Origin of the sequence: Aeromicrobium sp. 50.2.37 (genome assembly GCF_024655735.1) — a bacterium.
Taxonomy (GTDB): Bacteria; Actinomycetota; Actinomycetes; order Propionibacteriales; family Nocardioidaceae; genus Aeromicrobium.
The window spans coordinates 1-24,066 of sequence record NZ_JANLGG010000033.1; the positions used below are offsets into that span (position 1 = coordinate 1).

General features: G+C 69.9%; 20 protein-coding genes and 1 tRNA gene. 8 read left to right on the forward strand and 13 right to left on the reverse strand.

Translation table 11 applies throughout. From position 1 onward, the window contains the following. Positions 1-185: 185 nt before the first annotated feature. Together NUV38_RS15035 and NUV38_RS15040 are read right to left on the reverse strand one after the other, a co-directional pair. On the reverse strand, positions 186-3,581 hold the full coding sequence (locus NUV38_RS15035; RefSeq protein WP_257729901.1) for a S8 family serine peptidase: 3,396 nt from the start codon (positions 3,579-3,581) through the stop codon (positions 186-188). A gap of 231 nt (positions 3,582-3,812) precedes the next feature. Next, on the reverse strand, positions 3,813-4,634 hold the full coding sequence (locus tag NUV38_RS15040) for an alpha/beta fold hydrolase (RefSeq protein ID WP_257729902.1): 822 nt from the start codon (positions 4,632-4,634) through the stop codon (positions 3,813-3,815). Positions 4,635-4,831: 197 nt separating this feature from the next. Between NUV38_RS15040 and NUV38_RS15045 the strand changes: the two genes are divergently transcribed. From NUV38_RS15045 to NUV38_RS15055, 3 genes are read left to right on the forward strand one after another with little or no spacing between them, the layout of a single operon-like run. Next, positions 4,832-5,917, forward strand: coding sequence for a ferredoxin reductase (locus tag NUV38_RS15045; protein WP_257729903.1), 1,086 nt, complete (start codon positions 4,832-4,834; stop codon positions 5,915-5,917). 10 nt (positions 5,918-5,927) lie between these two features. Further along, entirely contained in the window at positions 5,928-7,115 is a 1,188-nt protein-coding gene (locus NUV38_RS15050; RefSeq protein WP_257729904.1) for a fatty acid desaturase, read from the forward strand. Between the two features lie 17 nt (positions 7,116-7,132). Next, positions 7,133-7,528: a hypothetical protein gene (locus tag NUV38_RS15055; RefSeq protein WP_257729905.1), complete on the forward strand. Its 396-nt coding sequence runs from the start codon at positions 7,133-7,135 to the stop codon at positions 7,526-7,528. Positions 7,529-7,544: 16 nt separating this feature from the next. Here the strand turns inward: NUV38_RS15055 and NUV38_RS15060 are convergent, their stop codons facing one another. Beyond that, the gene (locus NUV38_RS15060) at positions 7,545-9,032 is read right to left on the reverse strand and encodes a serine/threonine-protein kinase (protein ID WP_257729906.1); all 1,488 of its coding nucleotides are present in this window, start codon (positions 9,030-9,032) and stop codon (positions 7,545-7,547) included. A 111-nt stretch (positions 9,033-9,143) separates the two neighbouring features. Here NUV38_RS15060 and NUV38_RS15065 point away from each other — a divergent pair. Both NUV38_RS15065 and NUV38_RS15070 read left to right on the forward strand, forming a co-directional pair. Then, a tRNA-Met gene (locus NUV38_RS15065) sits at positions 9,144-9,220 on the forward strand. 280 nt (positions 9,221-9,500) lie between these two features. Next, positions 9,501-10,595: a hypothetical protein gene (locus NUV38_RS15070; protein WP_257729907.1), complete on the forward strand. Its 1,095-nt coding sequence runs from the start codon at positions 9,501-9,503 to the stop codon at positions 10,593-10,595. Between the two features lie 24 nt (positions 10,596-10,619). On the opposite strand, the gene merA is transcribed toward NUV38_RS15070, so the two are convergent. Further along, entirely contained in the window at positions 10,620-12,011 is a 1,392-nt protein-coding gene (gene merA, locus NUV38_RS15075) for a mercury(II) reductase (protein ID WP_257729908.1), read from the reverse strand. A 106-nt stretch (positions 12,012-12,117) separates the two neighbouring features. Here merA and NUV38_RS15080 point away from each other — a divergent pair, with 106 nt between their 5' ends. Then, a complete protein-coding gene (locus NUV38_RS15080) occupies positions 12,118-12,507 on the forward strand; it encodes a heavy metal-responsive transcriptional regulator (protein WP_257729909.1) in 390 nt (129 codons plus the stop codon). 464 nt (positions 12,508-12,971) lie between these two features. On the opposite strand, the gene NUV38_RS15085 is transcribed toward NUV38_RS15080, so the two are convergent. The 4 genes from NUV38_RS15085 to NUV38_RS15100 form a co-directional block, all read right to left on the reverse strand. Next, a complete protein-coding gene (locus NUV38_RS15085; protein ID WP_257729927.1) occupies positions 12,972-13,568 on the reverse strand; it encodes a cadmium resistance transporter in 597 nt (198 codons plus the stop codon). Further along, on the reverse strand, positions 13,565-13,924 hold the full coding sequence (locus NUV38_RS15090) for a helix-turn-helix transcriptional regulator (protein WP_257729910.1): 360 nt from the start codon (positions 13,922-13,924) through the stop codon (positions 13,565-13,567). Before NUV38_RS15090 ends, NUV38_RS15085 begins: the two co-directional genes overlap by 4 nt. Before the next feature lie 1,724 nt (positions 13,925-15,648). Next, positions 15,649-16,989 carry a YfjI family protein gene (locus NUV38_RS15095; RefSeq protein ID WP_257729911.1) on the reverse strand — a complete coding sequence of 447 codons (1,341 nt, stop codon included), beginning with the start codon at positions 16,987-16,989 and terminating at the stop codon, positions 15,649-15,651. Next, positions 16,986-17,144, reverse strand: coding sequence for a ribbon-helix-helix domain-containing protein (locus NUV38_RS15100; RefSeq protein ID WP_257729912.1), 159 nt, complete (start codon positions 17,142-17,144; stop codon positions 16,986-16,988). The genes NUV38_RS15095 and NUV38_RS15100 overlap by 4 nt, the downstream gene beginning before the upstream one ends. Before the next feature lie 579 nt (positions 17,145-17,723). Here NUV38_RS15100 and NUV38_RS15105 point away from each other — a divergent pair. Both NUV38_RS15105 and NUV38_RS15110 read left to right on the forward strand, forming a co-directional pair. Beyond that, a complete protein-coding gene (locus tag NUV38_RS15105; protein WP_257729913.1) occupies positions 17,724-18,899 on the forward strand; it encodes a hypothetical protein in 1,176 nt (391 codons plus the stop codon). Positions 18,900-18,948: 49 nt separating this feature from the next. Continuing rightward, complete coding sequence (locus NUV38_RS15110) at positions 18,949-19,308, forward strand: metalloregulator ArsR/SmtB family transcription factor (RefSeq protein ID WP_257729914.1); 360 nt, start codon at positions 18,949-18,951, stop codon at positions 19,306-19,308. Positions 19,309-19,338: 30 nt separating this feature from the next. Here the strand turns inward: NUV38_RS15110 and NUV38_RS15115 are convergent, their stop codons facing one another. The 5 genes from NUV38_RS15115 to NUV38_RS15135 form a co-directional block, all read right to left on the reverse strand. After that, positions 19,339-21,306 (reverse strand): heavy metal translocating P-type ATPase, encoded by a 1,968-nt coding sequence (locus NUV38_RS15115; protein ID WP_257729915.1) that lies wholly within the window; start codon positions 21,304-21,306, stop codon positions 19,339-19,341. 472 nt (positions 21,307-21,778) lie between these two features. After that, positions 21,779-22,507, reverse strand: coding sequence for a cytochrome c biogenesis CcdA family protein (locus NUV38_RS15120; RefSeq protein ID WP_257729916.1), 729 nt, complete (start codon positions 22,505-22,507; stop codon positions 21,779-21,781). Next, positions 22,507-23,073 carry a TlpA disulfide reductase family protein gene (locus tag NUV38_RS15125; RefSeq protein WP_257729917.1) on the reverse strand — a complete coding sequence of 189 codons (567 nt, stop codon included), beginning with the start codon at positions 23,071-23,073 and terminating at the stop codon, positions 22,507-22,509. The genes NUV38_RS15120 and NUV38_RS15125 overlap by 1 nt, the downstream gene beginning before the upstream one ends. Continuing rightward, a complete protein-coding gene (locus NUV38_RS15130) occupies positions 23,070-23,582 on the reverse strand; it encodes a DUF305 domain-containing protein (RefSeq protein ID WP_257729918.1) in 513 nt (170 codons plus the stop codon). Before NUV38_RS15130 ends, NUV38_RS15125 begins: the two co-directional genes overlap by 4 nt. 48 nt (positions 23,583-23,630) lie before the next feature. Beyond that, entirely contained in the window at positions 23,631-24,017 is a 387-nt protein-coding gene (locus NUV38_RS15135) for a hypothetical protein (protein WP_257729919.1), read from the reverse strand. Positions 24,018-24,066 lie beyond the last annotated feature (49 nt).

A 24,066-nucleotide genomic window follows, 5' to 3' on the forward strand; every position in this document is an offset into this window, starting at 1 on the left:
TCGACGGCCAGTTCGGGCTGCTCACGAACGTCGTCTGGACCACCATCGGTCCGGGGGGGGGGGGGGGGGGGGGGGGGGCCCCCCCCCACCGCGTCACCGTGAAGGGCCGGCCCGACCCCGACGCGACGACCACCTGCCAGCAGGGGCCGGTGCTCGTCGTCGTCGAGGTCGAGCGCGGCTGAGCGCTACTCCTGCTCGACCGTGGCCGGGCTGGGCTTCAGCGGCTGCGCCGTCGCCGGTGCTGCCGGGGCGGTCGAGCCGGTGGCCGACGGCGTCGGTGACGGTGTCGGCTCGGGCTCCGAGCCGGTGACCCGCACCGACCCGCTGCCGAGCACCGCGCCCTCGGACGAGACGACCTGGATCTCCCCGAACAGCACACGCCCGTCCGTGGGCTCCGCGGTCGCGGTCAGCGACCCCGTCACCTCCGCGGTGGCACCGCGAGCCAGCTGGAGCTCGCCACCGTCGACGTCGAGCGTGCCGAGGCCGTCGGAGTAGAACACGTCGAGGTAGTCGTACTCCGTGGTGCCGGTCGGCACCGCGTAGCCGTCGACCACGACGGTGTAGGTGCCGGCGTCCGGCGCCTCGAGGGTCACCGACTCCTCGGAGTCGCCGTCGGCGGACTGACCGGCCTGCGAGCCGTCGGGTCCGAGGACCGTCAGGTCGAGGTCGGCACCGGCGTCGGACGTGCTGCCGATCGTCGCCGTCAGGCTCGAGGCACCGTCGGGCACCTCGACCTCGTACGACTGCTGGTCACCGTCGTCGATGCTCTTGCGCTCCGACAGGGCGCTGCCCAGGTCGCCGCCGCGCGGGGTGACCGCCACGGCGCCGAACTCGTTCTTCAGCGTCCAGGCCAGGTCGATCGGACCACCGTCGGCCGCCGGAGCGACGTCCTGGGTGGCCGGCTCGACCGTAATGCCCTGTGCCGCGGCCGTCAGGGTGAACGGGTTCTCGAGCAGCGGCGACGTGCGTCGCGACTCCACCTCGATCTCCCACACGCCCGGCAGCGGGTCGGCGTAGCCTCGCGACGTCGGCTTGCAGGCCTTGGCGTCGCTGAAGTTGGTGTAGCAGGCGGTGGACGCCGTCGACTCGACCGGCACGCCGTACGGGTTGATCGCGATGAACCGCGTCTGGCTGCGGGTCGCGATGCCCGACAGGTTCACCTGCAGGGCCTTGGAGCCCTCGGGGACCGTCACGAAGTACGACGTGGAACGGTTCCGCTCGACCGTGCCGCGGCTCTCCTGGGAGAACGCAGGCTTGGCCAGGGCCGACGACTGCACGACGGTGACCATCACGCGGTGGTCGACCACCGGGGTGGCCGGGTCGTCGATCTCGACGATGGCCGCGTGGGCGCCCTGCTTCTTCGTCGTGGCCGTGACCTTGAGCGTGGCGGCCTTGCCCTTGGCGAGCGAGATCGTCTTGGGCGCCGTGAAGGTGCCGTCGTTGCCGACGATCCTCACCCGGTGCTTGACCGCCTTGGCCGTGCCCGACGTGCGGGTGACCTTGACGTTGTACGCCTTGGCCTTCTTCAGCACCTGTCCGCCGTCACCCGCGGCACAGCGGTTGTAGACGCCCGTGCCACGTCCCGGCTTGGCCAGGAAGTCCGACAGCGGGGTGCAGACCGGGGCGTCGGTCGTGTAGTCGGCCGTGGTCGCCTTCTTCTGCAGCAGCTTCCAGGCACCCGCGACGTCGAGCTGGCCGGTGCCCTGGCCGGCGACGGACTCACCCTTGAAGGGCTTGGCCGCGCTGTACAGGGCGTCGCGCAGACGCTTCGGGGTCACGGGGATCTCCTTGGCGAAGGTCCCCGACAGGAGCACGGCTGCGGCGCCGGCAGCCTGGGGCGACGCCATCGAGGTGCCGTTGAACATGGCGTAGCCCACGGGCAGCGTGTAGCCGGCCTCGGCGAGGTCGGGCTGCTTGAGCCACTGCGGCACGGTCGAGATCGCCGAGCCGGGTGCGGAGATGTTCGGCTTGAAGCCGCCGGACTCCGTCGGTCCCCGCGACGAGAACGGGTGCAGGGCCAGCGGCGCCGAGACGACCGAGCCGTAGTTGGACTTCCAGGTCTCCTTGGAGATCGAGGAGGCGACGCTGACGACCTTGCCGGCGACCGACGGGTCACCGATCGTGTTCAGGCCCGGGCCGCTGTTCCCGGCCGAGATGAACAGCTGCACGCCGTAGTCGTCGATCAGTCGGTCGTAGACCGTCGCGCGGGCGTTGTTGGCGTCGTTGAGCGCGGGCAGGCCGCCGATGGACATGTTGACCACGTCGACGCCGCGGTTGGTGACGAGGTCGACCATGCCGTCGAGCAGGGCCGCGGACGTGCAGCCGCCACCCCACGTGCAGGCACGGGACGACACGATCTTCGCGCCGGGGGCCTGGCCGTCCATGTCGCCGCCGAACATCGAGTTCGCGGCGGCGATGCCGGCCACGTGGCTGCCGTGGGCGTCCTCGACGATGCCGATGTTGACGAAGTCGGCCGTGCCGGGCAGGCCGTACGGCGCGAGGCTCACGTCCTCGCGGAACTCGACGACGAACGGCATGGACTCGACGACGTCGGTGCCCTTCCTGTCCGTGCCGAAGTGACCGACCTGGAACGTCTCCTTGTAGGGGCGCATCCTCTCGGCGTTGCTGAAGGTGCGGTCCTGGTTCGCGTCGACCCAGATGTCGTTGGTCGCGGTGTCGTAGAGCACGCCGAACTGGTCGGTCGTGTCGCCGTCACGGTTCACGTCGCCGCCCGGCTCGCTGCCGGCGGTGATGCTCTCGCTGAACCGGCTCACGCGGAAGTCGCCGGAGCGCGGCGCGGTCCAGGTGGCCGACGCGTAGGAGAACGTCGGAGCCGCGCTGACCTCGGTGACCATGGGGCGCCAGGTGCCATCGCTGTCGAGCACCGGGTCGGTGCCGGTGACCCAGTCGACGATCTTGCGGTCGCCGGTGGTCGTCTTCTGCAGGGCCGGGTGGTCGAGGTCCACGCCGGAGTCGATGATGCCGATCGTGACGCCGCGGCCGTCGTACGTCGGGTTCTTCTTCTTGAAGTCGACGGTGCCGGTCTCGCGGGTGGGCATGTAGGGGTTGGCGTCGGGGGTGCCCTTGCCGGGCGCCTTCGACGGCGAGGAGCCGGCGGTGGAGGACTTGCCGGGCTGCGGATCGTCGATCGGGATGGTCTCGTCGAGGTCGACCGCGTCGACCTTCGAGAGCGCGGCGACCTTCTCGACGCGGGAGGTGGGGACGCTGGCCCGGACGTAGCCGAGCTTGTCGTCGACCCGGCCGACCCAGGCGCCGGCGGACTCCAACGAGTCGACCACGGCCTTGGTGGCCTTGCGCTCGGTGGCGATCATGACGGTCACGCGCTTCGCGCCGTCGCTGCGGGCGTCGGCGAGGAGCTCGCGGTCGGCCTGGCCGAGCTTGTCGGACGCGGGAGCGTCCTTCACCTCGTCGGTCTGGACGGTCCGCTCGGGAGCCTTGTCGACCTTGGCCCGGGGATCGTCGGTGGCGGCGCCTGCGGTGCTCGCCGAGGTGACGGCGAGGGCGAGCGCGATGGTGGATGCTGCTCCGGCTCGGAGCAGACGGGTGCGACATGTTCGCAAGATGGTGCGTCCTCTCTACATCCGGGCCGAGGCCCGGCGTCCCCCCGTGGGACGAGCACGCCCACCCGGAGGTGCGACGTGCCTGCCCAGTCTCACCCCGGACGGCCGGGTGCGCCAGAGGCACTCGGCGCCCGGTCGGTCACTTCACCGGATCGTCACCATGGGCCGCAGGCAGGACGAAGCCCCTCCCGCGTGGGCGGGAGGGGCTTCGGGTGAGGGGGCCTGCGGACCTCAGCGCTGCAGGAACTCCAGCAGCACGCGGTTGAGCTCGTCGGCGTGGCTGACGTTGAAACCGTGCGGACCGCCGGACACCACGTGGACGGTGGCGTCCTTCACCGTCTCGCCGGTGCGCTTGCCCGACACCTCGAAGGGGACGATGCCGTCGGCGTCGCCGTGGACCACGAGGACCGGGACGTCGATCCGCTCCAGGTCGGCCCGGAAGTCGGTGGTGCCGAAGGCGTCGATGCACCCGAGCATGGCGGTCGTGCTGGCCGGCTCGGCGAGCGCGACGGCCTCCTGCCGCTGGTCCTCGGTGACCTTCAGCTCTCCGTTCGCGCTGAAGAAGTCCTTCGTGAAGCCCTCGAGGAACTCCTCGCGGCCGGACTCCAGGCCCTGCTTCATTCCGTCGACGTCCTCCTGGGCGAGTCCGCCGTCGGGGTTGTCGTCGGTCCGGAGCAGGAACGGCGGGACGGCCCCGGCGAGGACGGCCGAACGGATGCGCTCCGAGCCACGGGCGCCGAGGTAGCGGGCGACCTCGCCGCCGCCCATCGAGAAGCCGACGAGCGTGGCGTCGGTGACCTCGAGCTGCTCGAGCAGCCCGGCCAGGTCCTCGGTGAAGGTGTCGTAGTCGTAGCCGGTCTCCGGCTTGTCGCTCGCGCCGAACCCGCGACGGTCGTAGGTGATCACGCGGTAGCCGGAGGCGGTCAGGACGGGTACCTGCTCCGACCACGACGCTCCGCTGAGCGGCCAGCCGTGGACGAGCACCACGGCGCGACCGTCACCTCCGCTGTCGGTGTAGGCGAGCTGGATCCCGTTGGTCTCGAGGGTGGGCATTGGGGCCTCCCGGTCAGGGTTCGTCGGTGCTGCTTCGGTCCCTCCCACCGTCTCCCAGGGACGACATGTCCGCCAGATGAAACTACGAGTTGCATCGGGGTCGCGCCGACCCTCGTTCGGACGTACGCTCGCCGTGATGCACACCACAGTGCATCGATCGACTGGCGTCCGCGAGGTGCGGGGGAGGCAGGTCCGAGGTGGCTGACTCACTGATCGAGAAGTCGCCGGTGCTGCGGCGGGTGCGCAGCGTCGGCAAGGCGCTCACGACGCCCCTGCACCCCGACGACTACCTCAAGCTCATCAACCCGTTGTGGTCCGCACGTCAGCTCCGCGGCCGCGTGGAGCGCGTGGAGCAGGTCACGGAGCGGTCGGCGACCCTGGTCATCAAGCCCGGGTGGGGCTGGTCCTTCGACTTCCACCCCGGCCAGTACATCGGCATCGGCGTCGAGATCGACGGCCGCTTCCACTGGCGCTCGTACTCGCTGTCGTCGGCCCCGGTCCGCTCCGAGGGCACGGTGGCCATCACGGTCAAGGCGATGCCCGAGGGCTTCTTGTCCGAGCACCTCGTGAGCGGGCTCGAACCGGGCACCATCGTGCGGCTCGAGTCGCCGCAGGGGGACTTCGTCCTCCCGGACCCGCCGCCGGAGCGCGTGCTGTTCGTGGTGGGCGGCAGCGGCATCACCCCGGTGATGTCGATCCTGCGCACCCTCGACCGCCGCGACTCCATGCCCGACGTCTTCCTCGCCTACTCCGCGGTCGACGAGGACGACATGATGTTCCTCGACGAGCTGCGCGAGCTGGCCCGGAAGCGGGAGTCGTTCACGTTCTACGAGCGGTTCACCGACACGGACGGCTTCCTGACCCCCGACCAGCTCGGCGACGTCTGCTCCGACTGGGCGGACCGTGAGACCTGGGCCTGTGGGCCCCAGCCCATGTTGGACGCCCTCGTCGAGCACTACGAGAACCTCGGCCGCGAGGACGAGCTGCACGTCGAGCGCTTCACGCTCGGCGCCACCGAGACCGACGCCGAGGGCGGCACGATCACCTTCGGCGACACCGGCAAGAGCATCGAGGCCGACGGGGCCACCACCTTGCTCGAGGCGGGGGAGAAGGCCGGCGTCAACATGTTGTTCGGCTGCCGCATGGGCATCTGCCACACCTGCGACGTCCCGCTGCTGTCCGGTCGGGTGAAGGACCTGCGCAGCGGCGACGAGCACACCGAGGGCGAGTACGTGCAGACGTGCATCAGTGTCGCCGCCACCGACTGCACGCTCAAGATCTGAGGAGAGACACATGGCCTACGCCGACGTCCGCGAGTACACCCACCTGACCGACGAGGAGGTGGAGGAGATCGGGCGCGAGCTCGACGAGATCCGCGCCCAGGTCGAGGCCGATCGCGGCCAGGCCGACCGCGACTACGTGATGCGCATCATCACGTTGCAGCGTCGCCTCGCCGCCGCCGGGCGCATCACCCTGTTCGCGAGCATGTTCCCGCCGGCCTGGCTGCTCGGCACGGCCCTGCTGTCGTCGGCCAAGATCCTGGAGAACATGGAGATCGGCCACAACACGATGCACGGCCAGTGGGACTGGATGAACGACCCGGAGGTGCACTCCAGCAGCTGGGAGTGGGACACCACGCAGCCCGCGGAGCAGTGGAAGCACTCGCACAACTACATCCACCACCAGTTCACCAACGTGCTCGGCCACGACAACGACGTGGGCTACGGCATCCTGCGCATGAGCCGGGACCAGAAGTGGACGCCCTACAACCTGGGGCAGCCGATCTACAACGCGCTCCTGGCGATGTTCTTCGAGTGGGGCGTGGCCCTGCACGACCTGGACATCGAGGCGATCCGCAAGGGCGAGAAGGACCCGAAGCTGCTCAAGCGCCAGCTCAAGCAGATCGGCGACAAGGTCGGCAAGCAGGCGCTCAAGGACTACGTGGTGTACCCGGCGCTGACCGGTCCGGCCTTCATGAGCACCCTCACGGCGAACTTCACGTCCAACATCATCCGCAACGTGTGGGCGTACATGATCATCTTCTGCGGGCACTTCCCCGACGGGGCCGTGCACTTCACGGAGGAGGAGCTCGAGGACGAGACGCGTGCGGAGTGGTACCTGCGCCAGATGCTCGGCTCGGCCAACTTCGAGGGCGGCAAGCTCCTGCACGTCATGAGCGGGCAGCTGGGCTACCAGATCGAGCACCACCTGTTCCCCGACCTGCCGAGCAACCGCTACGCCGACATCTCGGTGAAGGTCAAGGAAATCTGCAAGCGCTACGGCATCCCGTACACGACCGGTCCGCTGTACAAGCAGTACGGCCAGACGCTGCGCACGATCATGAAGCTGTCGCTGCCCAACCGCCGCACCAAGGACGACTCCACCCCACCGCCGGTCCCGCGGGGGCGTCGTCGCGACGACGAGCGGCCGGGCCGTCGCCACGAGCTGGGGCGGTGGACGAGCGCCGCCGCTGCCCAGTGAGCGGTCCGACGACCGTCGTGCGAGGCCCCGTGGTCGACGGCGCGGCACTGCCGTTCGCGTGCGTCGACGACGAGGGGGTCGGCTCGCACGACCACGTGGTGAAGAAGCGCGCCATCCGGTGCGCCCTGAGCCGCATCTGCGGGGTGTGCGGGGCGACGCTGGTGCGGCCCATCGCGTTCGTCGGCTCGTCGGACGAGGCGCTCGACGGCGAGTTCGCGTTCCCTCCCTGCCACGAGGCGTGTGCCCGGGAGGTGGCGGGCGAGGCCCGTCAGCGACTCGGCCGCGCGGAGCGTCCGCGACGCTGGGTGCTCGTGACGACGGCGGGGTTCGACCTGGTCAGGCCGGCGCGGCGGGGGGATCCGGTGTCGTTCCGGCCGAACTCGGTCCTGGCCCGCGAGACGCTCGAGTCCTGAGGACGCCCCGCGGGAATCAGATCGACTCGGCGCCGTCGATGAGGTAGCTCGAGCCGTCCTTGGTGAGCTGCAGCGTGACCGTCTCGGTGCGCCTGCTGCCCTCGTAGAGGTAGGAGTAGATGTAGGTGACGCGCATGGCCTCGGGATCGGGCGAGACGCGCTCGACGCGCACGTCCTCGACCTTGCTCCAGAAGCTCTCGTAGCCGGAGAGCCCTCCGCTGGCCTGCTGGTACTCGGCGGTGAGGAGCTCGAAGCCCTTGCGCGGGTCGCCGGCGGCGGTGGTGACGTAGGTGTTCGCGAACTTCTCGAGCCGCTCGGCCAGCGAGGTCGACTCCCCGCCGGAGCCCTCGCCTCCATCGGCCGAGGCGACGGTGGTGGAGCCGTCGTCACCGCCGGAGGTGAGGGCCACGCCGGTGACCGCCGAGGCCAGCACCGCCACGGCGGCTGCGGCGGCGAGGGCGAACCGGCGGTCTCGCCACAGCGGCGGGGGAGCGGCGTGCGAGCCCCGGCTCGGCAGCTCGGGTGCGGGAAGGGGTGTGACCCGGGTGGCATGGCGGTCACGCCGGACGGTCGACTCGGACGGCGTGAGCTCGGTGGCATCCGTGGACCGCACGGGCGCGCCGCTCGCGGGGCGCGGCCGCTGGTCGTCGGCGAAGTCGTCGCGGGACACGTGGTCGACCAGCAGGTCGGCCAGTGCCGAGCGACGCGGCGCACCGGGGTGGACGATGTCGTGCAGCAGACCGGCCACCTCGCGCATGGACGCCCGCTCGTCGGGCTCCTGCTGCATGGTGGCCGCCACCACCGGGGCCAGCGGGTGGTCGGCCGGGAGGATCGGCGTGGCCGAGTCCAGGATCTTCTGCACGGCGGTGATCGGGTCGTCGTCGGCGACGTCGAACGGTGGTGAGCCGGTGGCGGCGTGGAACGCGGTGATCCCGAAGGCCCACACGTCGCTCGCCGTCGTGGCGGTGCGGCCGCGGGCGATCTCGGGGGAGAGGAAGGCGGGTGAGCCGGTGATCAGGCCGGTGCGCGTGAGCGCCTCGTCGATCTCGCGGCGCGCGATGCCGAAGTCGCCCAGCTTGGCCACGTCGCCGTCGGCGACGAAGACGTTGGAGGGCTTGACGTCGCGGTGGATCATGCCGGCGTCGTGCGCGGCGGCGAGCGCATCGGCAACCTGGGCGAGCAGGCGGGCGGCGCGGTCGGCCTCCAGCGGCATGCCGTCGCACAGGTCGGCGAGAGTCGGTCCGTCGACGTACTCCATGACGAGCCAGGTGTGCTCGTCGTCGTCGGCAATGTCGTAGACGGCCACGATGTTCGGGTGGTGCACGCGCGCGGCGAGGTGCGCCTCGCGCTCGGCGCGGGCGGCATCGATCTCGGAGGAGCCGGGCGCGTGACCGAGGCGCTTGAGCGCGACGGTACGACCGAGCACGGTGTCGTGCGCGACCCACACGCTCGTGGCACCGCCCCGACCGATCTCACGGTCGAGCTCGTAGCGATCTGCGATCACGTCGCCTCCTTCCGCCCCCCACGGTACGAGGCGATCATGAGAGTGGCGACCCGAGACCGCACCCCCCCGATTTGGATCGGCGTTCACCGTGCCGTAAAGTACTGAGTGCGACGCGGGGTGGAGCAGTTCGGTAGCTCGCTGGGCTCATAACCCAGAGGTCACAGGTTCAAATCCTGTCCCCGCTACCAGACACGATTGCGATCGCGATCTTCACCGAAGGCCTTCTAGGCGAGAACTGGAAGGCCTTCGGTGTTTCTCTCGACGTTCTCGACCCCTCGCGACCAGCTCCCGGGGGTCCCACCTGTCATGACACCTGGCACCCAGTCACCTACAGGTCACCCACTGCGCCACGGGAGATCTCGAAGACACTGTGGTGACAGGGTGTGCGCGATTGGCAGCAGCGCGCGTTCGGCGCACCAGTCCTTCTCGAACACGGCGACCTACGGCCGTCCTCGAGAAGGCAGCACGATGAGCTACGACCCGGACCAGCGGATCACCCGCAAGCACGCGGCGGTCCTTGCCCGCACCACTGAGAAGACGCTCCTGCGTGACGAGCGGGACCGCGGACTCCAGCGTCAGGACGACCCGCAGACCAAGCAGGCCACCTACCGGCTCGGGGACCTGGTCGAGTCCGGTCGCATCCGGCTCGAGGACGTCACGCTCGCCGGCAACGCCGCCGAGGCCGCCGAGGTCATCAAGTCGCGCGAGCACGTCGCCAAGCTCGCCGCGGAGTGCGTGCGGCTGCGCTGCCCGCATCTGCGCGCCGAAGCCACACTCGCGGCCCAGGAGAACGGCAGCGCGCTGTTCGACCCGCTCGTGGCACTGCTGCCCACGGCAACCGAACCCGGGACCGCGGGAACCCTCCTCGGTGCGGTCGCTGCCCTCATCACCGCCGCCGGCCCAGGTGCGGACCCGCCGGCATCGGTGCCGGCGCTCGCCCACACCCGGGCGCTGCGCTGGTGGGCCAAGATCCGGCCCCAAGTCGAGGCGTCGGTCCCGTGCGAGCGATCCGGGAGCCGTTCCTGTCCCGACTGCTGGGAAGGTCACGGCTGCCCCCGCGACACCCTCTACCAGCCGGTGACGCGTGTCGCGGTCCTCGGCGAGCGGGGCAGGCTCACCAAGAAGGGCATCAACGACCGGCTGTTCGGCTCCCGCCCCGACCGGCGCATCAACGCCTGGCCGGGGACCCACCCGCGCGAGGCCGCCTACATGGCGTGGCTGGTGTTCACCTTCACCACCCAAGAGGACCGGGTGCTCGCCGCCAACGACTACCTCGCCGTCGCGATGGCCAAGGACCTGCACCTCCTCGAGCCGCGCCTCGCGCGGGTGGCCTGCCAGACGCTGGCCGAGAGTCGAGGCCTGGCCGCCGCGCGCGTGCTTGCAGAGAAGGTCCTCGCTACTCGATCCACCGACCCGGCTTACGACGAGCTGGCGCTGTGGATGACCTGGCACGAGCAGGCCGCGGTCCAGGCCGCCCGACGGCAGGCGCCACGAACCATCACCCATCCACGCCTGGCGCGCCCGGCCGGCCGAGTGAACCACAACCCGTACCTGCCGCGCTGACGGTCGGCACGGGCTTTCGACGGCTCACGCGCAGCAGGAGGTCGGCATCTCGCCGCGGAACAGACCGGCGGCTAAGCGCAGGCTCTCGGCCATCGTCAGGTACGGCGCCCAGGTGTCGGCGAGGTCGTCGACGGTCATCCCCGCCTTGATCGCGTAGGTCGCGGCCAGCATCAGCTCCCCGGCGCCGTCGGCTACCGCGTGCACGCCGAGGACTTTGCCGGTGGCCGCGTCAGCGACCAGCTTGACCGCGCCCCGGGTGTCGTGGTTGACCAGCGCCCGGGGCACGTCCGCCAGCCCAAGCACCCGACACGTGCAGGCGTGCCCGCGTGCAAGGGCCTGCTCTTCGGTCAACCCGGCCGAGGCCAGCTGCGGGCGGGTGAAGGTCACCGCCGGCAGACCGGTGTAGTCCACCGACGCGGCCGCGGAGAGATCGGGTGCGAGGGCGTTGGTGGCCGCGACCCGGCCCGCTGCGGCCGCGACGTAGACGTACTGCGGGGTGCCGGCGACGTCCCCGGCGGCGAACACCTTCGGGTTGGTGGTGCGCTGGTGGGCGTCGATGGTGATGAAGCCGTGGACGTCGGTCTCCACGCCAGCCGCAGCCAGGTCGAGTGCGGTGGTGTCCGGGCGGCGGCCGGTGGCGACCAGGAGCCGGTGCCCGGACGCCTCCCGGCCGGAGCGGGTGGTCACGGTGACCCGGCCGTCGCCGATGGTCCTCACGCTGGCGGCGTGCTCGGCGATGACGCTGATGCCGTCGTCGGTGAACACCCGGGCCATCACCTCGCGCAGCTCCGGCTCCGCGTGCGGGGCCAGCCGGCCGACCACGGTGACCTGGGCCCCGAGGTGGGCGAACAGCTGAGCCTGCTCCATCCCGACGTACCCGCCGCCGATGACCACCAGCGACTCGGGAACCTCGGTGAGCTCCATCGCGGTGGTCGAGGTCAGGTACGTGACCGCCTCGATGCCGTCGATGCCTTCGGTGTGCGGCTGGGCGCCGGTCGCGACGACGTAGCCGCGCGCGGCCAGCGGCCGGCCGTCGACCTCGAGGGTGTCCTTGTCGGTGAACCGGGCCTGGCCGGTCAGCACGGGGAAGCCCCAGGCGTCGGCGACGTCGGCGTACTTGTGCTGGCGCAGCGAGGCGGCCAGCTCATTCTTCTGCCCGACCAGGGCACCCAGGTCCACGCCGCCGGCGCTGGTCGGCGCGCCAGCGAACGGGTTCGTCAGGGCAGCGTGCCGGGCGCCAGCCGCGGCGAGCAGCGTCTTCGACGGCACGCAGCCGACGTTCACGCACGTGCCGCCGAGCACCCCGCGCTCGACCAGCACCACGCTCGCGCCGGCTTGGCGGGCCGCGATGCCGGCAGCCATCGCGGCACCTCCGGAACCGATGACGGCCAGGTCGACGTCGGGGTGGTGCGGCATGAGTGTTCTCCTCCTGCGTGGGCGGCTTGGCCGAGGGGTGCTGACTGGAGCCAGTCTCAACCTTCCACTATGCTGGAAGGTCAAGCCCCGACAGCAGGGAGCCCGCATGCGCATCGGTGAACTCGCCAACACCACCGGCACGACCCCGAAGACGCTGCGCTTCTACGAGGACGTCGGGCTGCTCACCCCCGCCGGACGCACAGCCGCCGGCTACCGCACGTTCACGGCCGACGCCGTGGACCGGCTCAACTTCATCCGCCGCGGCCGGTCCGCCGGCCTCACCCTGGCCCAGATCCGCGAGGTCCTCGAGCTCCGCGATGCAGGCGCCACCCCGTGCCGGCACGTCAAGGACCTGCTCGACGCCCGGCTCACCGACCTGGACCGGCAGATCGCCGAGCTCCAAGCGCTCCGCGAGACGGTCGCCCACCTGCATGAGGACGCCAGCACAGCCGACCCCGACGCCTGCCGCCCCCAGGACATCTGCCGCTACCTGTAGCGCTCGAAGGTCCGTCGGGCCGACACGCCGACACGCTCAACCTCGCTACGGCACGGCCACCAGGCTGCGACGCTACGGGGGCCCGACCAGGGGCGCACATGACGAAGCGCGCCCCCGGTTCCATCGAACCGAGGGCGCGCTCATTGTGCGCCATTTGGGCCCCGTGAACCCACACTAAAAGCCGAACAGGTCCGCTGACTGAGGGGCGTCTCCGCGTGTGCGTCACCGAAACGGTGGCTCCGGCCTGCTCGCGGTGGGTTGAGCCCGACGCAGGGAGGGGTCGGGCTGCGTGTCGGCGAGCGCTACTCGAGCGTGCGCTGCGCCTCTCGACCAATCGGCACCCGAGGCCCTGCTCGACTCGCCCTGCGTAGGCACATCGGTTCGGGTCAGGGCGTTTGCCTGTTCCGGGTGACGGCGGCTTGGCCCTGCGCCAGCATGTGCTCGACCGCTGTCCAGGCGGAGGGTCAGAGTCCGAACGCTCCGCCGCTGTAGAGGATGACCAAACCCAGGCCGATCAGGACGGCCGGGAACAGGATGTGCTCCCAGCGTTCAAGCACTTCGTCGATCCCGGGTCGGGTGGCAACGAACCTGGCTGCGAGCACCAAGGCGGCAACGAGGACGAGGAAGACTACGCAGTAGGCGGCTGTCGCGGCGGGGCCCACGTTCAAGAAGACGGGGACGTAGACGCCGATGTTGTCGCCGCCGTTGGCGAAGGTGACGGCAGCGACGGTCCACACCGCGACGGACTTGCCGGCGACCTTCGCGTCGTCGTCATCGTCGTCATCGCGCCACGCCTGCCATGCAGCCCAGAGGCCGAGGACGAGCGGGATGAGACCGAAGTAGGGGATCGCGGTCTCGGGCAAGAAGGCTCCGGCACCGAGCGACACGAGCACTGCCGCGGCAAGGATGCCGGCGAACCCCAGGTACTGCCCGGCCAGGATGCGCAACGTGGTTCCGGGCTGTCCCGCTCCTCGGGCGAAGAACAGTGACAGCACGATGATGTCGTCGATGTTGGTGGCGATGAACAGGCCGATCGCCTGCGCCGCAGAAGTCAGCATCAGGCGCTAGCTCCCTGGGTGCCACATCCGGACAGGACGCACTCCGGGTCGATGCAGGGTGCGCTCTCGTCGACCGCGAGGGTGACGTCGATGAGCGCAGTGAGAGCCCGGGCGAGGTGGGGGTCAGCGACGGCGTAGCGCGTGTGTCGGCCTTCGGGTTCGGCTACGACGATCCCGCAGTCGCGCAGGCACGCTAGGTGGTTCGACACGTTCGGCCGCGTCAGGTCTAGATCGCGGGCGAGGTCGCCGGGGTAGGCGGGGCTCTCCAGCAGAGCCATGAGTAGGCGTGAGCGCGTGGGGTCAGCCATCGCTCGGCCCAACCTGTTCATCACGTCAAGACGGTTGGCAATGGTCAGCATGTACTGAATAGTACAGCGTGCACTGAACACTGCCGTCATCGCGGTACAGACGTTGGGCGCACTCCGGCACCGGGCCGGCCCGTACGAATGGTTCGTCCATCAGGTAGACGGATAGGGGGTTGGGTTCACGCGCCCGCCGGGATGGGCGCCCCCGTGGGTGAAGGCGCGCGGTGGCCGGGCTCGGACGCCCCCGACCGCGCCTGCTCGTGCCAGGTCATCCCGTCCCAAGCTCGTCGTAGGCGGGGCGGTGGTGCGAGCTGCGATCACCTCGCCGGCGACCTCCTTCGCTGCGGTCGGTCAGACGGCGGGCCTTCGCGATCGCCTGGCACGCGACCCGGGCCTGAAGTCGTGTTTCGTCAGGCGTCCCTGCTCCTCAGCGTTGAGATGCACGGCTGGTGAAGGGCGTCGCGGGCGCAGCCCTGCTCTTCCTGCAATTGGTGCAGGACCGGCTGCTAGTCGGTGGCGCACCCCGCCTCTCGCATGTGACCGGTCCCGGCACTGCGGCACCGCTGTGTAGGTCAGCTGGTTTCCCGGCGGGACGTCTCTGGAGGCAGAGCGGCTCGATCGTGGTCACGTCGGCTTCAAGGACTCGCCCTCCAGCCCGTGCGCCGCAGGTGCATGCGCTGCTTCCACCGGCAGTGCCCCCGTCGAGTCGCGGGTGGCAATCATCAGCGCCTCTCCAAGCGCGAGCCGGCCCAGCCCTGACCGATGGTGAAGGGTGCCGAGAAGGCCGGGCTACACGCGTCCAAGGCCGCACCAGGGACTGAAAGGGAAGACCGTGAGGGAGCAACGCCGGCGGTACACCGCCGCGACGTCAGATGGTGGATGCATCGTCTGTGACGACCAAGACCTCCACCCAGATCGGGACGGGGGTGGGCAGGGGGTCCGTGAGCGAAGTTTGACGGAGCCTTCGCAGCTCTGCTGCGTAGGTCGCTAGCGGATCGAGGGTTGCACGGGGAGGGATGGGCTCGAGCATGTGCACACCAGTGGCGGCAGCGAGAGCCGTACCAAGCCCGACGATGCATCTCGACGTCAGACCGAGTTCCTCGGTTGAAGGATGGACGCCTGAACCGCGTCAGGGGGCTCGGGCTTGCCCTCAGCTGCTCTGTGCGGCGGTGGGCCACCATGGCGGGACGACCGGACTCAGGGTCTGCGTGGTCATCCGTCCTGGTTGCTCTCGGCTGTCGCCGCCGGTTCCCCACGTCACGAGGATCTGCCAGATCCTCGGCTCCCACTGGCTCAGCGCGTCCAACGTGTCGGTGATGCGGAACGGACGTCCGGCTCCCAGCCCGGCGGCGATCTCGAAGAGGCGGAACTCGCCACTGGACCAGCCTCGCCCCTGCGCATCGACGTCGCGCGCCCATCCTTCCCAGTCCAGAGCAGGTCTGCGCCGGCAGGCGCAGTCCTCGCCCCCATGTCGACAGGACTCGTACTCCAGCCACCGAGAGGCATCTCGGAGCACCGGGCCCTCTGGGTCGACTTCGAGCACGGCGATTGCGGCTGACACTGCGCTGCTCCTGACGCGGGCTGAGTGCTCGTGCCAAGTAGGTCGGTTGGTCATCGTGGTCTCCCGTGGTTGGTCACGCCATTGTCGGCACTCGTCACCGTGCCGTGCTGGAACGGAGCTGCAATGGTGCACGGACGGCGGTGTGGGGTGACGACCGAAACGACGAAACGACCGAACTCATCCGTCGCTGGGTTCGGTCGTTCCTTCGTTTCAGTCGTCACCCGACCGTGCTCAGCACCACGGTGCTCGGCCGTCCGCCCTTCGGGGACTGACGTCGCTGCGTCTTGGCCATGCCCATCTTGACGAGAAGCTGCACGAGATCGTCTACCTCGTGCTTTTGCATGTTGTTGGAGAACCGGCGGTGGATGGCGGTGATGGTCAGGCCCTCGGGCTCCGCAGTGAGGAGGTCCGCAAGCTTGTCCAGCCGGGCGCTGCCGAGACTCGGACCCCACAGGTACGCCACGGTGGCCTCGGCGTACTCCCAGACGGCCAGCGCTGCCCGCAGGTGTCGGGGCTGGAGCTCATGGGACTGGTCAAGCAGGGCGTAGACCAGGCTGAGACGCAGGATGTGAGCGCTGGCCCGGGCTGTCATGTTCCCGAACATGGGACCGCCGTCCGGCTGGGACTCGATCACCCGGTAGACGCGGTCCCAGTCTGTCCGGAACTCCTGCGAGCGGGTCACCTCGCGAGCGGACGAAGCAAAGGTGATCGCGGACCTGAGCTTGTCGGCGAGGCGTTTGGTCTCCGTCTCGGAGAGCTGTCGTGGTTCGGGGAGCAAGGTCTCACGGCGGCTCAGCACGTGCAGGAAGCGGTTGGCGTAGCCGTTCGCGTCGTCGCCCGCGGCCATCTTTCGGCGGAGCTCATCCTGCGTGACATGGCCGAGGATGCAGATGTGTGCGCTGTCGGCCAGCAGACGCTGGCCTTTCGTCGTATTGGCTAGCGGGTCGCCGTCCCACGCCGAGCGGACGGTCATGCTCAAGGTCGAGCCCTGACGTGCCCCGACGGTCAGGAGGCGGCCGTACTCGGTCTCAATGACGAGGAGGCGCTGGTCGTTCGTCTCCGAAAGGCTCTTGCCTCGGGGGCCACCGTCGGCGGCTTTGGCTGCTCCGGCGACTTCTTGGATGAGAGCTTCGCCCGATCCGATCCCTCGTGCGACCCGGGTGGTGAGGAAGGGCGCATCGGGGTCGTCTGCTGCTTCCAGCACTGGTTTGACGGCGGCGAGCGAGGTGCCCTTGCGGTCACGCGAGGTGCCGCCGACAACGACGGAGAACACGACTGGATGGTGCTTCTGGTCGCCCACCATCACCCATGAACCGCGTCCACTCATGGCAGAGAACGCCGTGAGAAGGGTGATGAGCATCGCCGCGTCAGTGGCTTCCGTGTCCGGTGACTTTGCGCGGATGACCTCGCCGGCCAGGCCTGCCAACGCGGCCTTGCCGAGCACCGGTGGTTGTTCACGCTGTGCTTGCAGGCGTGCCAGCCGTGCGCGGCCTTGTTCTTCGAACGTGGCGGCAGGGTCCAGGCCCAGAAGGTCATTGCTGACAGAAGTGGTGATCACGACGCTGCCGCCCGGTCCAGGTACTCGCGCGCGGCCACCCGCATCAGCGATGCCACCGAACGATCTTCTCGGTCGGCGCAGGCCTTGATGGCATCTCGGAGGTCCTTCGGCAGCCGGATGACGACGACGTCGTTGCGGGGATTCAGATCGTTCATGGGGTCTCATCTCGTTGACGGTGGTGATCTCTCCGCGATCGCGGCGATCTGGAAGGTCCGCCCTTTCACGCCTCCTGCAATCATTCGCGCCAACTTTCTTTCTTCAGATCTCTTGTGAGCCCGGCCAGGGCGCCCACTCGTGTAGGTGGGCCGTCAAACGAGCGCCCCCGCTGACGTGCGGGGCAGTCAGCTCCACCGCAGCGGTCATCCAGCTGGAGATCTCATGAAGACAAGCACCCAGCCGCTACCGGCAGTCCTGCCGGCAAGCCCCACCCCGCCCCCCGGCCAGGAGGTCTTGCGCCTCCTGCAGCTGTGGGTCAGCCTCACCACCCGAGCATCCGCAGCCTGCGCCCACGGCGCAGGAGATGAGGACTCGCTACGCGAGATGCAGGTCCAGGTCGAACAAGCACTCCTCGAGCGCCAGCTCATCGACCAGGATCAACTCGACGCCATGACATGGTGGGAGTCCACCCTCATCCACGTCCTCCCCGGCGTCTCGCCGGACGCGTGCCTCATCTGCCGCAAGGCCCGCCTGGGTCTACCGGAGGACTTGCCGCTCCCCACCCCCGGGGGGCGACGATGACCGTCACAACGCTGCCCACCAACGGCACGCCGTCGGTCGAGGTCCTCACAGACGGACAACGCCTTCTCATCCGCGACCTGACGATCGAGCACCCCGAGTCGGTGGCCATCATCCGCCGCCACGAAGCTGACGGGGGAGCGGCCGCCGCCGCTGACCTCGTCCGGAGGGCCCTGCCAGTCGGGCTCGTCGCGCTCTCCATGGGCAAGGCAGCCGTCGACACAGGTGCCATCACGCGGACACTCGACGTGTTCGCCGAACGGGTGGACACCCAGTCCAAGCTCGCCATGACCCGGCTCGAGGATGTCATCACGCGACTCGAGGCCGATGAGAAGACCGTCGAACAGACGGCCGCGCAGATCCTGGCCACGCTTCCTGCTCAACTGGAGGCAGCGCTGGGCGGAGAGGCCAAGAACGTCCGCTCGGCGGTCATCGAGGCAGCACGCACCGTGCAGGCAAGCGGCGCGCAACAGCTCGCCGCCTCACTCAACGAGCACAGTCAGGCAGTGCGCAACGCACTGTCGCTGGATCGCGAAGGACCGGTGCGCATGTTGCGGCAGGACCTCCTCACCGAGCTCAGCGGGACCAGGCAGGAGCTTTCCGAGCACCTGACCGGACTGCGAGCAGCTTTCGAAGCGTCGCAAGCCCATAGGCAGGCGTCGGCCAAGAGCAGCCGCGCCATCGGGGCGCAGTGGGAGAGCGAAGCGCTCGAACTGGCTCAAGTCGCCGTCCTCGCGGCCGGGGACCTGTGGGAAGCCACCGGCGGTCAACCCGGCGCCGGCACCACCAGGCGCACCGGCGACGGCGTGGCCACCCTCAACGCGGCCATCAGCGGTCGCACCGAGGAAGTCCGCATCGTCATCGAGGCCAAGAAGAGGTCCAGACCCCTCAGCCTCAACGAGCTCCGCAAGGAGGTCAGAGCAGGTCGAGAGGTTCGCCGAGCCTCAGCCGGCATCATCCTGGTCCCGACCGTGCAGGAAGTCCCCGGCAACGGCAAACTCTGCCGCGTCGACGACTTCGGCCCGCCGCGTTCGCCGCGCACTTCTCGCTCTCGCACGCCTGCTACCTGCTCGCCTACCCCGTCGCGGGGTGGGTGGGCCAGCAGGCCGGCCTCCCGGCCGCGTCCATGGTCCTGGCTGCCGTGGCCGTCGCAGCGGTTATCGTCGCCTCCATGATGTGGCCGTCCGTCGAGCCGGGCGCGCAGCGAGACCGCTAGGAGCACCCGTGAGCGAGGCAGCACCCGCGACGCCCCCCAGCCTCGACCATCCGCGGCGGCCCGATGCCGCTCGGCTGCGTCACGGCGCCGAGATCTTCTCGATGCTCGGCGAGCCGACTCGCCTGGAGCTGCTCTGGTTGATGACCGAGGGACCCAGGACCGTCTCCGACCTCGTCGAGACCGTCGGTGCCTCCCGCACCTCGGTCAGCCAGCACCTGGCCAAGCTCCGTCACGCGGGCGTCGTCGACGTCCTGCGGGAGGGGCGAACTGCCCACTACTCCTTGCGAGGCGGGCACGTCGAGCGACTCGTCCGCGAGGGACTGAACCACGCCGACCACGTCATCAGTGGCGAGGACCCCCACATCTGAGGACAGGCGTCCACACCGGCGATCCGGCCTTCAGTGCTGGGAGACCTCCGCGGGACTCGGTGCGTCGCCCGTGCCCCCGCTGGTGGCTTGTGGCCGCAGGTCCAGGCGACGCAGCAGCTGGGCGTTCAGTGCCACGACGACCGTCGACAGCGACATGAGCACGGCGCCGACCGACATCGGCAGGACGAAGCCGATCGGGGCGAGGATGCCGGCGGCGAGGGGGACCGAGATCAGGTTGTACCCGCCCGCCCACCACAGGTTCTGCTTCATCTTGCGGTAGGCGGCGCTCGACAGGTCGATCACCGAGACGACCGAGCGAGGGTCGTCGCTGGCCAGGATGACGCCGGCCGAGGCGATGGCGACGTCCGTGCCGGCGCCGATGGCGATGCCGACGTCGGCCTGCGCGAGCGCGGGGGCGTCGTTGACGCCATCTCCGATCATCGCGACCTTGCGGCCCTCGCGCTGCAGCTGCTCGACCTTCTCGGCCTTGTCCTCGGGGCGTACCTCGGCGAAGTACCGCTCGATGCCGAGCTCGGCTGCGACGCTCGCGGACACCGCCTCGGCGTCCCCGGTGAGCATGGCCACCTCGACGCCCCGAGCGGCCAACGCGGCGATGGCGTCGTAGGACTGCGGACGGATCTCGTCCGCCAGGGCCAGTCCGCCGGCGAGGACCTCGTCGACGACGACGTGCAGGATGATGCGCCCGTCGGCGCGCCACGCCTCGGCAGTCTCGACCTCGCCCAGCCCCAGCTCGGCCAGGAGCCGAGGCCCGCCGACGCGAACCTGGCGACCCTCGACCGTCGCGGTGACCCCGACGGCGGGCGAGGACGCGAACCCCGTGGCGGCGGGAACGTCGAGGTGACGCTCGGCCGCAGCCCGGACGATGGCTCGGGCCAGCGGGTGCTCGCTGTCGGCCTCGGCCGCCGCCGCCAGGCCCAGGACCTCATCCTCGTCGAAGCCGGCAGCCGTGGCCACGGCCGTGACGGTGGGCTCGCCCTTGGTGAGGGTCCCGGTCTTGTCGAAGAGGACGGTGTCGATCGTGCGCATGCTCTCCAGGGCCAGGCGGTCCTTGACGAGGACGCCGCCCCGTGCCGCCCGCTCGGTCGCGATCGACACCACGAGCGGGATGGCCAGGCCGAGTGCGTGGGGGCAGGCGATGACGAGCACGGTGATGGTCCGCATCACTCCTTGCTCAGGGGTCCCGACGACGGCCCACACGAGCGCCGTGACGGCCGCCGAGGCCAGGGCGAACCAGAACAGCCACCCGGCGGCGGTGTCGGCGATGCGCTGGGCCTTGGAGCTCGAGCTCTGGGCCGTGGCGACGAGGCGTTGGATGCCGGCGAGGGCGGTGTCGTCGCCGATGGCGGTGACCTCGATCCGGATGCCGGAGTCGGTCGCGACGGTACCGGCGGTGACGATCTCGTCGACGGTGCGGGAGACGGTGCGCGACTCCCCGGTGACCATCGACTCGTCCATCTCCGCGCGGCCGTCGACGATCCGGCCATCGGCGGGGACGCTGCCGCCGGGTCGGACGACGACGAGGTCGCCGACGCGCAGGTCGGCCGGTGCCACTGCGACGACCTGGTCACCCTCGACCCGTTCGGCCTCGTCGGGCAGCAGCGCGGCGAGGGAGTCCAGCGCCGAGCTCGTCTGGGCCAGGGAGCGCATCTCGATCCAGTGCCCCAGGAGCATGATGACGACCAGCAGCGCGAGCTCCCACCAGAAGTCCAGCTCGTGGTGGAGCAGGCCCAGGCTGGCGCCCCAGGAGGCCACGAACGCGACGGTGATGGCCAGCGCGATGAGCAGCATCATCCCGGGCGCCCGCGCACGGATCTCGCCGACGGCGCCGGTCAGGAAGGGACGCCCGCCCCAGACGTACATGATCGTCCCCAGCGCGGGGGAGACCCAGGTGATGCCCGGGACGTTCGGCAGCTCGTAGCCGATGATGCTCGCGAACATCTCCGAGAACACGACGACCGGCACGGCCAGCGCAAGCATCACCCAGAAGAGAGACCGGAACTGCGCGGCATGGTCACCGCGCCCTCCATGACCCCCGTGGTTGCCGTGCCCAGCGTGCCCGTGGTGTCCGCCGTGGGAGACCGGCTGTTCTGGGCCGCCGTGGTCGTGGTGGGAGTCAGTCTGCGGGTTGTCGTGTTCGCTGTGCGGCGCGCTCATGATGCCTCTTGCCTGGGTCGGATTCTCAGGACTGGATGGAAGGGAGGTCTGTATCACCTCGATCCTATACCCCCCCGGGGTATCTCTCAAGGGTCCTTGGGGCGCCCTCCGGGTGACGGGGCCGCTGGCGCATCGTCATCTGTGCGGGCGAGAACGCGCAACGCGCCACCCGGGGCGAGGTCACGATCCGGCTGGCCCGAGGGTGCCCCAAGCCGCCGCTGCCCGAGGGCTGCTTCGCGCTCGGTCGCGAGTGGCAGTACCCCTCGACCGCGTACAGCAGCCCGAAGGTTCTGCGTCACAAGGGCGCGACGTAGGACAGTGACCACCGCTGCAGCGCGCTGATGAGATCGAGCCAAGCCCCCGTCAGCAGCAGGACGCCCACGGCGATCATCATCACGCCGCCGGTCACCTGAAGGGCGCGATGGTGGCGCCGGACCCAGCCGATGGCGCCGAGCATCCGCCGGTAGGCGACCGCAGCCAGGACGAACGGGACGCCCAGACCGATGCAGTACATGGCCGTGAGGAACGCGCCCCGGCCTGCGTCTGCCGTCGTCGTCGACATTGACAGCACGGTCGCCAGGGTCGGGCCGATGCACGGGGTCCAGCCGACGCCGAACATCGCCCCGATGGCGGGGGCCGCGCCCAGGCCGACGCGGTTGATGACCGTCCGCCCCACCTCCTGCTGCCCGAACCGGGTCAGACCGATGAAGCCGAGACCCAGCACGATGGTGACGATGCCTAGGACGACGTTGATGACCCGCTGGTGCTCGAGCAGGCGGAAGCCGATGGCACCGAAGACGGCGCCGTAGGAGATGAAGACGGCGCTGAACCCCAGGACGAACAGGGCGGCTCCGGTGGTGACTCGAGCCCGGTGCCCTGAGAGGTCGGCTGCACTCAACCCGCTCACGTACGACAGGTAGCCGGGCAGCAGCGGGACCAGGCAGGGCGAGAAGAACGACACGAGTCCTGCTGCGACCGCGATGAGCGAGGCGATGAGCAGGGGGCCACTGGCGACGGTCTCCATCAGGGGGCCGCCTCTGCCGACACGTCCTCGATGAGTCCCTTCAGCGTCGGGTAGGTGACGCGGTCCAGGACTCTGACCGCTACGCGGCCCTGACGGTCCAGGACGTAGGTGGTGGGCACCGCGGCTGCCGGCAGCGGTTCAGCGAACCGCGCCAGCAGCGACCCGGACGAGTCGCTGATACTCGGGTAGGGCACGTCCTGCTTCCTGGCGAATGCCAGGGAGGTGGTCGCGCTCTCGCGCACGGCGACGCCGAGGAACGGGACGTCGCCCTCGAGCTCGTTGGCGAGGCGGTTCAGGACGGGTGTCTCGGCACGACAGGGTGGACACCATGATCCCCAGACGTTGATGACGGCGACTTGGCCGTGCCACTGCGCGGTCGAGACGGGCTGGCCCTCGAGGTCCGCTCCGGCGATCTCCGGGCCCGGGACGCGGTCTTCGGGTGCCAGGCGGGTGATGCCGACCGGATTCGCGGAGTCGTCCCCGGTCTTGGTCGTGCCGTCGACCACGCCGCAAGCCGTGAGTGCTGCGATGAGCACTGCGGCCAGGCTTGCGCGGACGATGTTCATCGGTCCTCCAAGAGGTTCCGCAGCGCGGCGGACTCTGCCGTCCGGTCCTCGACGAGCCAGCTCGAGATCGACTTCAGCGAGGGCTGGCGGCCGCGCTTCTGGTAGGCCTCGGCCTGCTCGATCGCTGCCTCGTTGGCGCTGATGAGGCGCTCCAGCACCTTCTCGCCTCGTGCGTCGTCGGTCGCTGTCGGGAACGCCGCCAGCGGATGCTCGCGGCGGTGCTCTGCGGACTGGGCAGGTGAGAGTGGGTCCCGGACGGCGCCGATGAGACCGTCGATCGCGCGGATCTCGATGTGCGCTCGTCGCGCCCAAGCCGCTGCTGCTCGCCGCACGGCCGGGTCCTTCTCGGCGGCTGTTGCCCGGTCGGCGAACGCGATGGTTCCCCGTAGGTGGGACGCCGCCTCGGCGGCGTAGTCGTAGTCGGCGGAGTTGTAGGTGCTGCTGTACGGCGCGGTGCCGCTGCACGCTGACAGTGCGGCGGCGCTCGCCAGGAAGAGGGCGGTTCTCATGGGTGCCTTCGTGCTAGATCGGACTTCGGGCGCGGCAACGGGCCCCGATCAGCAGGTCAGCAGGCCCGTGGGATGAACCAGCAGCGGCGCGGACCACGCCGTGCGCAGGTAGGCGATGCTGGCATCGAACGTGTGGCGCATGTGAGGTAGTCGGCGCCACGACGAGCGAGTGCGAGCCAGCGTGAAGCCGAGCACGAGCAGCAAGGCGAGGCAGATGGCGAGAGCCCCGCAGTGCCCCAGCGAGCTGTCCGGAGTCGTCGGATCGCCGGCAGGGTCCAGGTCATGGACGGACGCTGCCGCCACGACGAACGCTTCGTCCTTCACACCTGAGCTGGAGCTGTCGTCTGAGTTCAGCTGCGCCGCGGCGACCCCGAGCAGGAAGACGAGCGAGGCGAGGAGAGCGAGCACGAGAGGGCGCCGCGATGCACCGCTCATCTCACGTCACCTGCCTCGTCCAACGCTTCGGGACACCTGTTCAACTACC

Coding starts and splice junctions, on each gene's coding strand:
- NUV38_RS15040 (WP_257729902.1), bottom strand. CDS start 4,634: ATGCCCACCCTCGAGACCAACGGGATCCAGCTCGCCTACACCGACAGC.
- NUV38_RS15050 (WP_257729904.1), top strand. CDS start 5,928: ATGGCCTACGCCGACGTCCGCGAGTACACCCACCTGACCGACGAGGAG.
- NUV38_RS15070 (WP_257729907.1), top strand. CDS start 9,501: ATGAGCTACGACCCGGACCAGCGGATCACCCGCAAGCACGCGGCGGTC.
- merA (WP_257729908.1), bottom strand. CDS start 12,011: ATGCCGCACCACCCCGACGTCGACCTGGCCGTCATCGGTTCCGGAGGT.
- NUV38_RS15080 (WP_257729909.1), top strand. CDS start 12,118: ATGCGCATCGGTGAACTCGCCAACACCACCGGCACGACCCCGAAGACG.
- NUV38_RS15090 (WP_257729910.1), bottom strand. CDS start 13,924: ATGCTGACCATTGCCAACCGTCTTGACGTGATGAACAGGTTGGGCCGA.
- NUV38_RS15100 (WP_257729912.1), bottom strand. CDS start 17,144: ATGAACGATCTGAATCCCCGCAACGACGTCGTCGTCATCCGGCTGCCG.
- NUV38_RS15105 (WP_257729913.1), top strand. CDS start 17,724: ATGACCGTCACAACGCTGCCCACCAACGGCACGCCGTCGGTCGAGGTC.
- NUV38_RS15115 (WP_257729915.1), bottom strand. CDS start 21,306: ATGCTTGCGCTGGCCGTGCCGGTCGTCGTGTTCTCGGAGATGTTCGCG.
- NUV38_RS15120 (WP_257729916.1), bottom strand. CDS start 22,507: ATGGAGACCGTCGCCAGTGGCCCCCTGCTCATCGCCTCGCTCATCGCG.
- NUV38_RS15125 (WP_257729917.1), bottom strand. CDS start 23,073: ATGAACATCGTCCGCGCAAGCCTGGCCGCAGTGCTCATCGCAGCACTC.
- NUV38_RS15130 (WP_257729918.1), bottom strand. CDS start 23,582: ATGAGAACCGCCCTCTTCCTGGCGAGCGCCGCCGCACTGTCAGCGTGC.
- NUV38_RS15135 (WP_257729919.1), bottom strand. CDS start 24,017: ATGAGCGGTGCATCGCGGCGCCCTCTCGTGCTCGCTCTCCTCGCCTCG.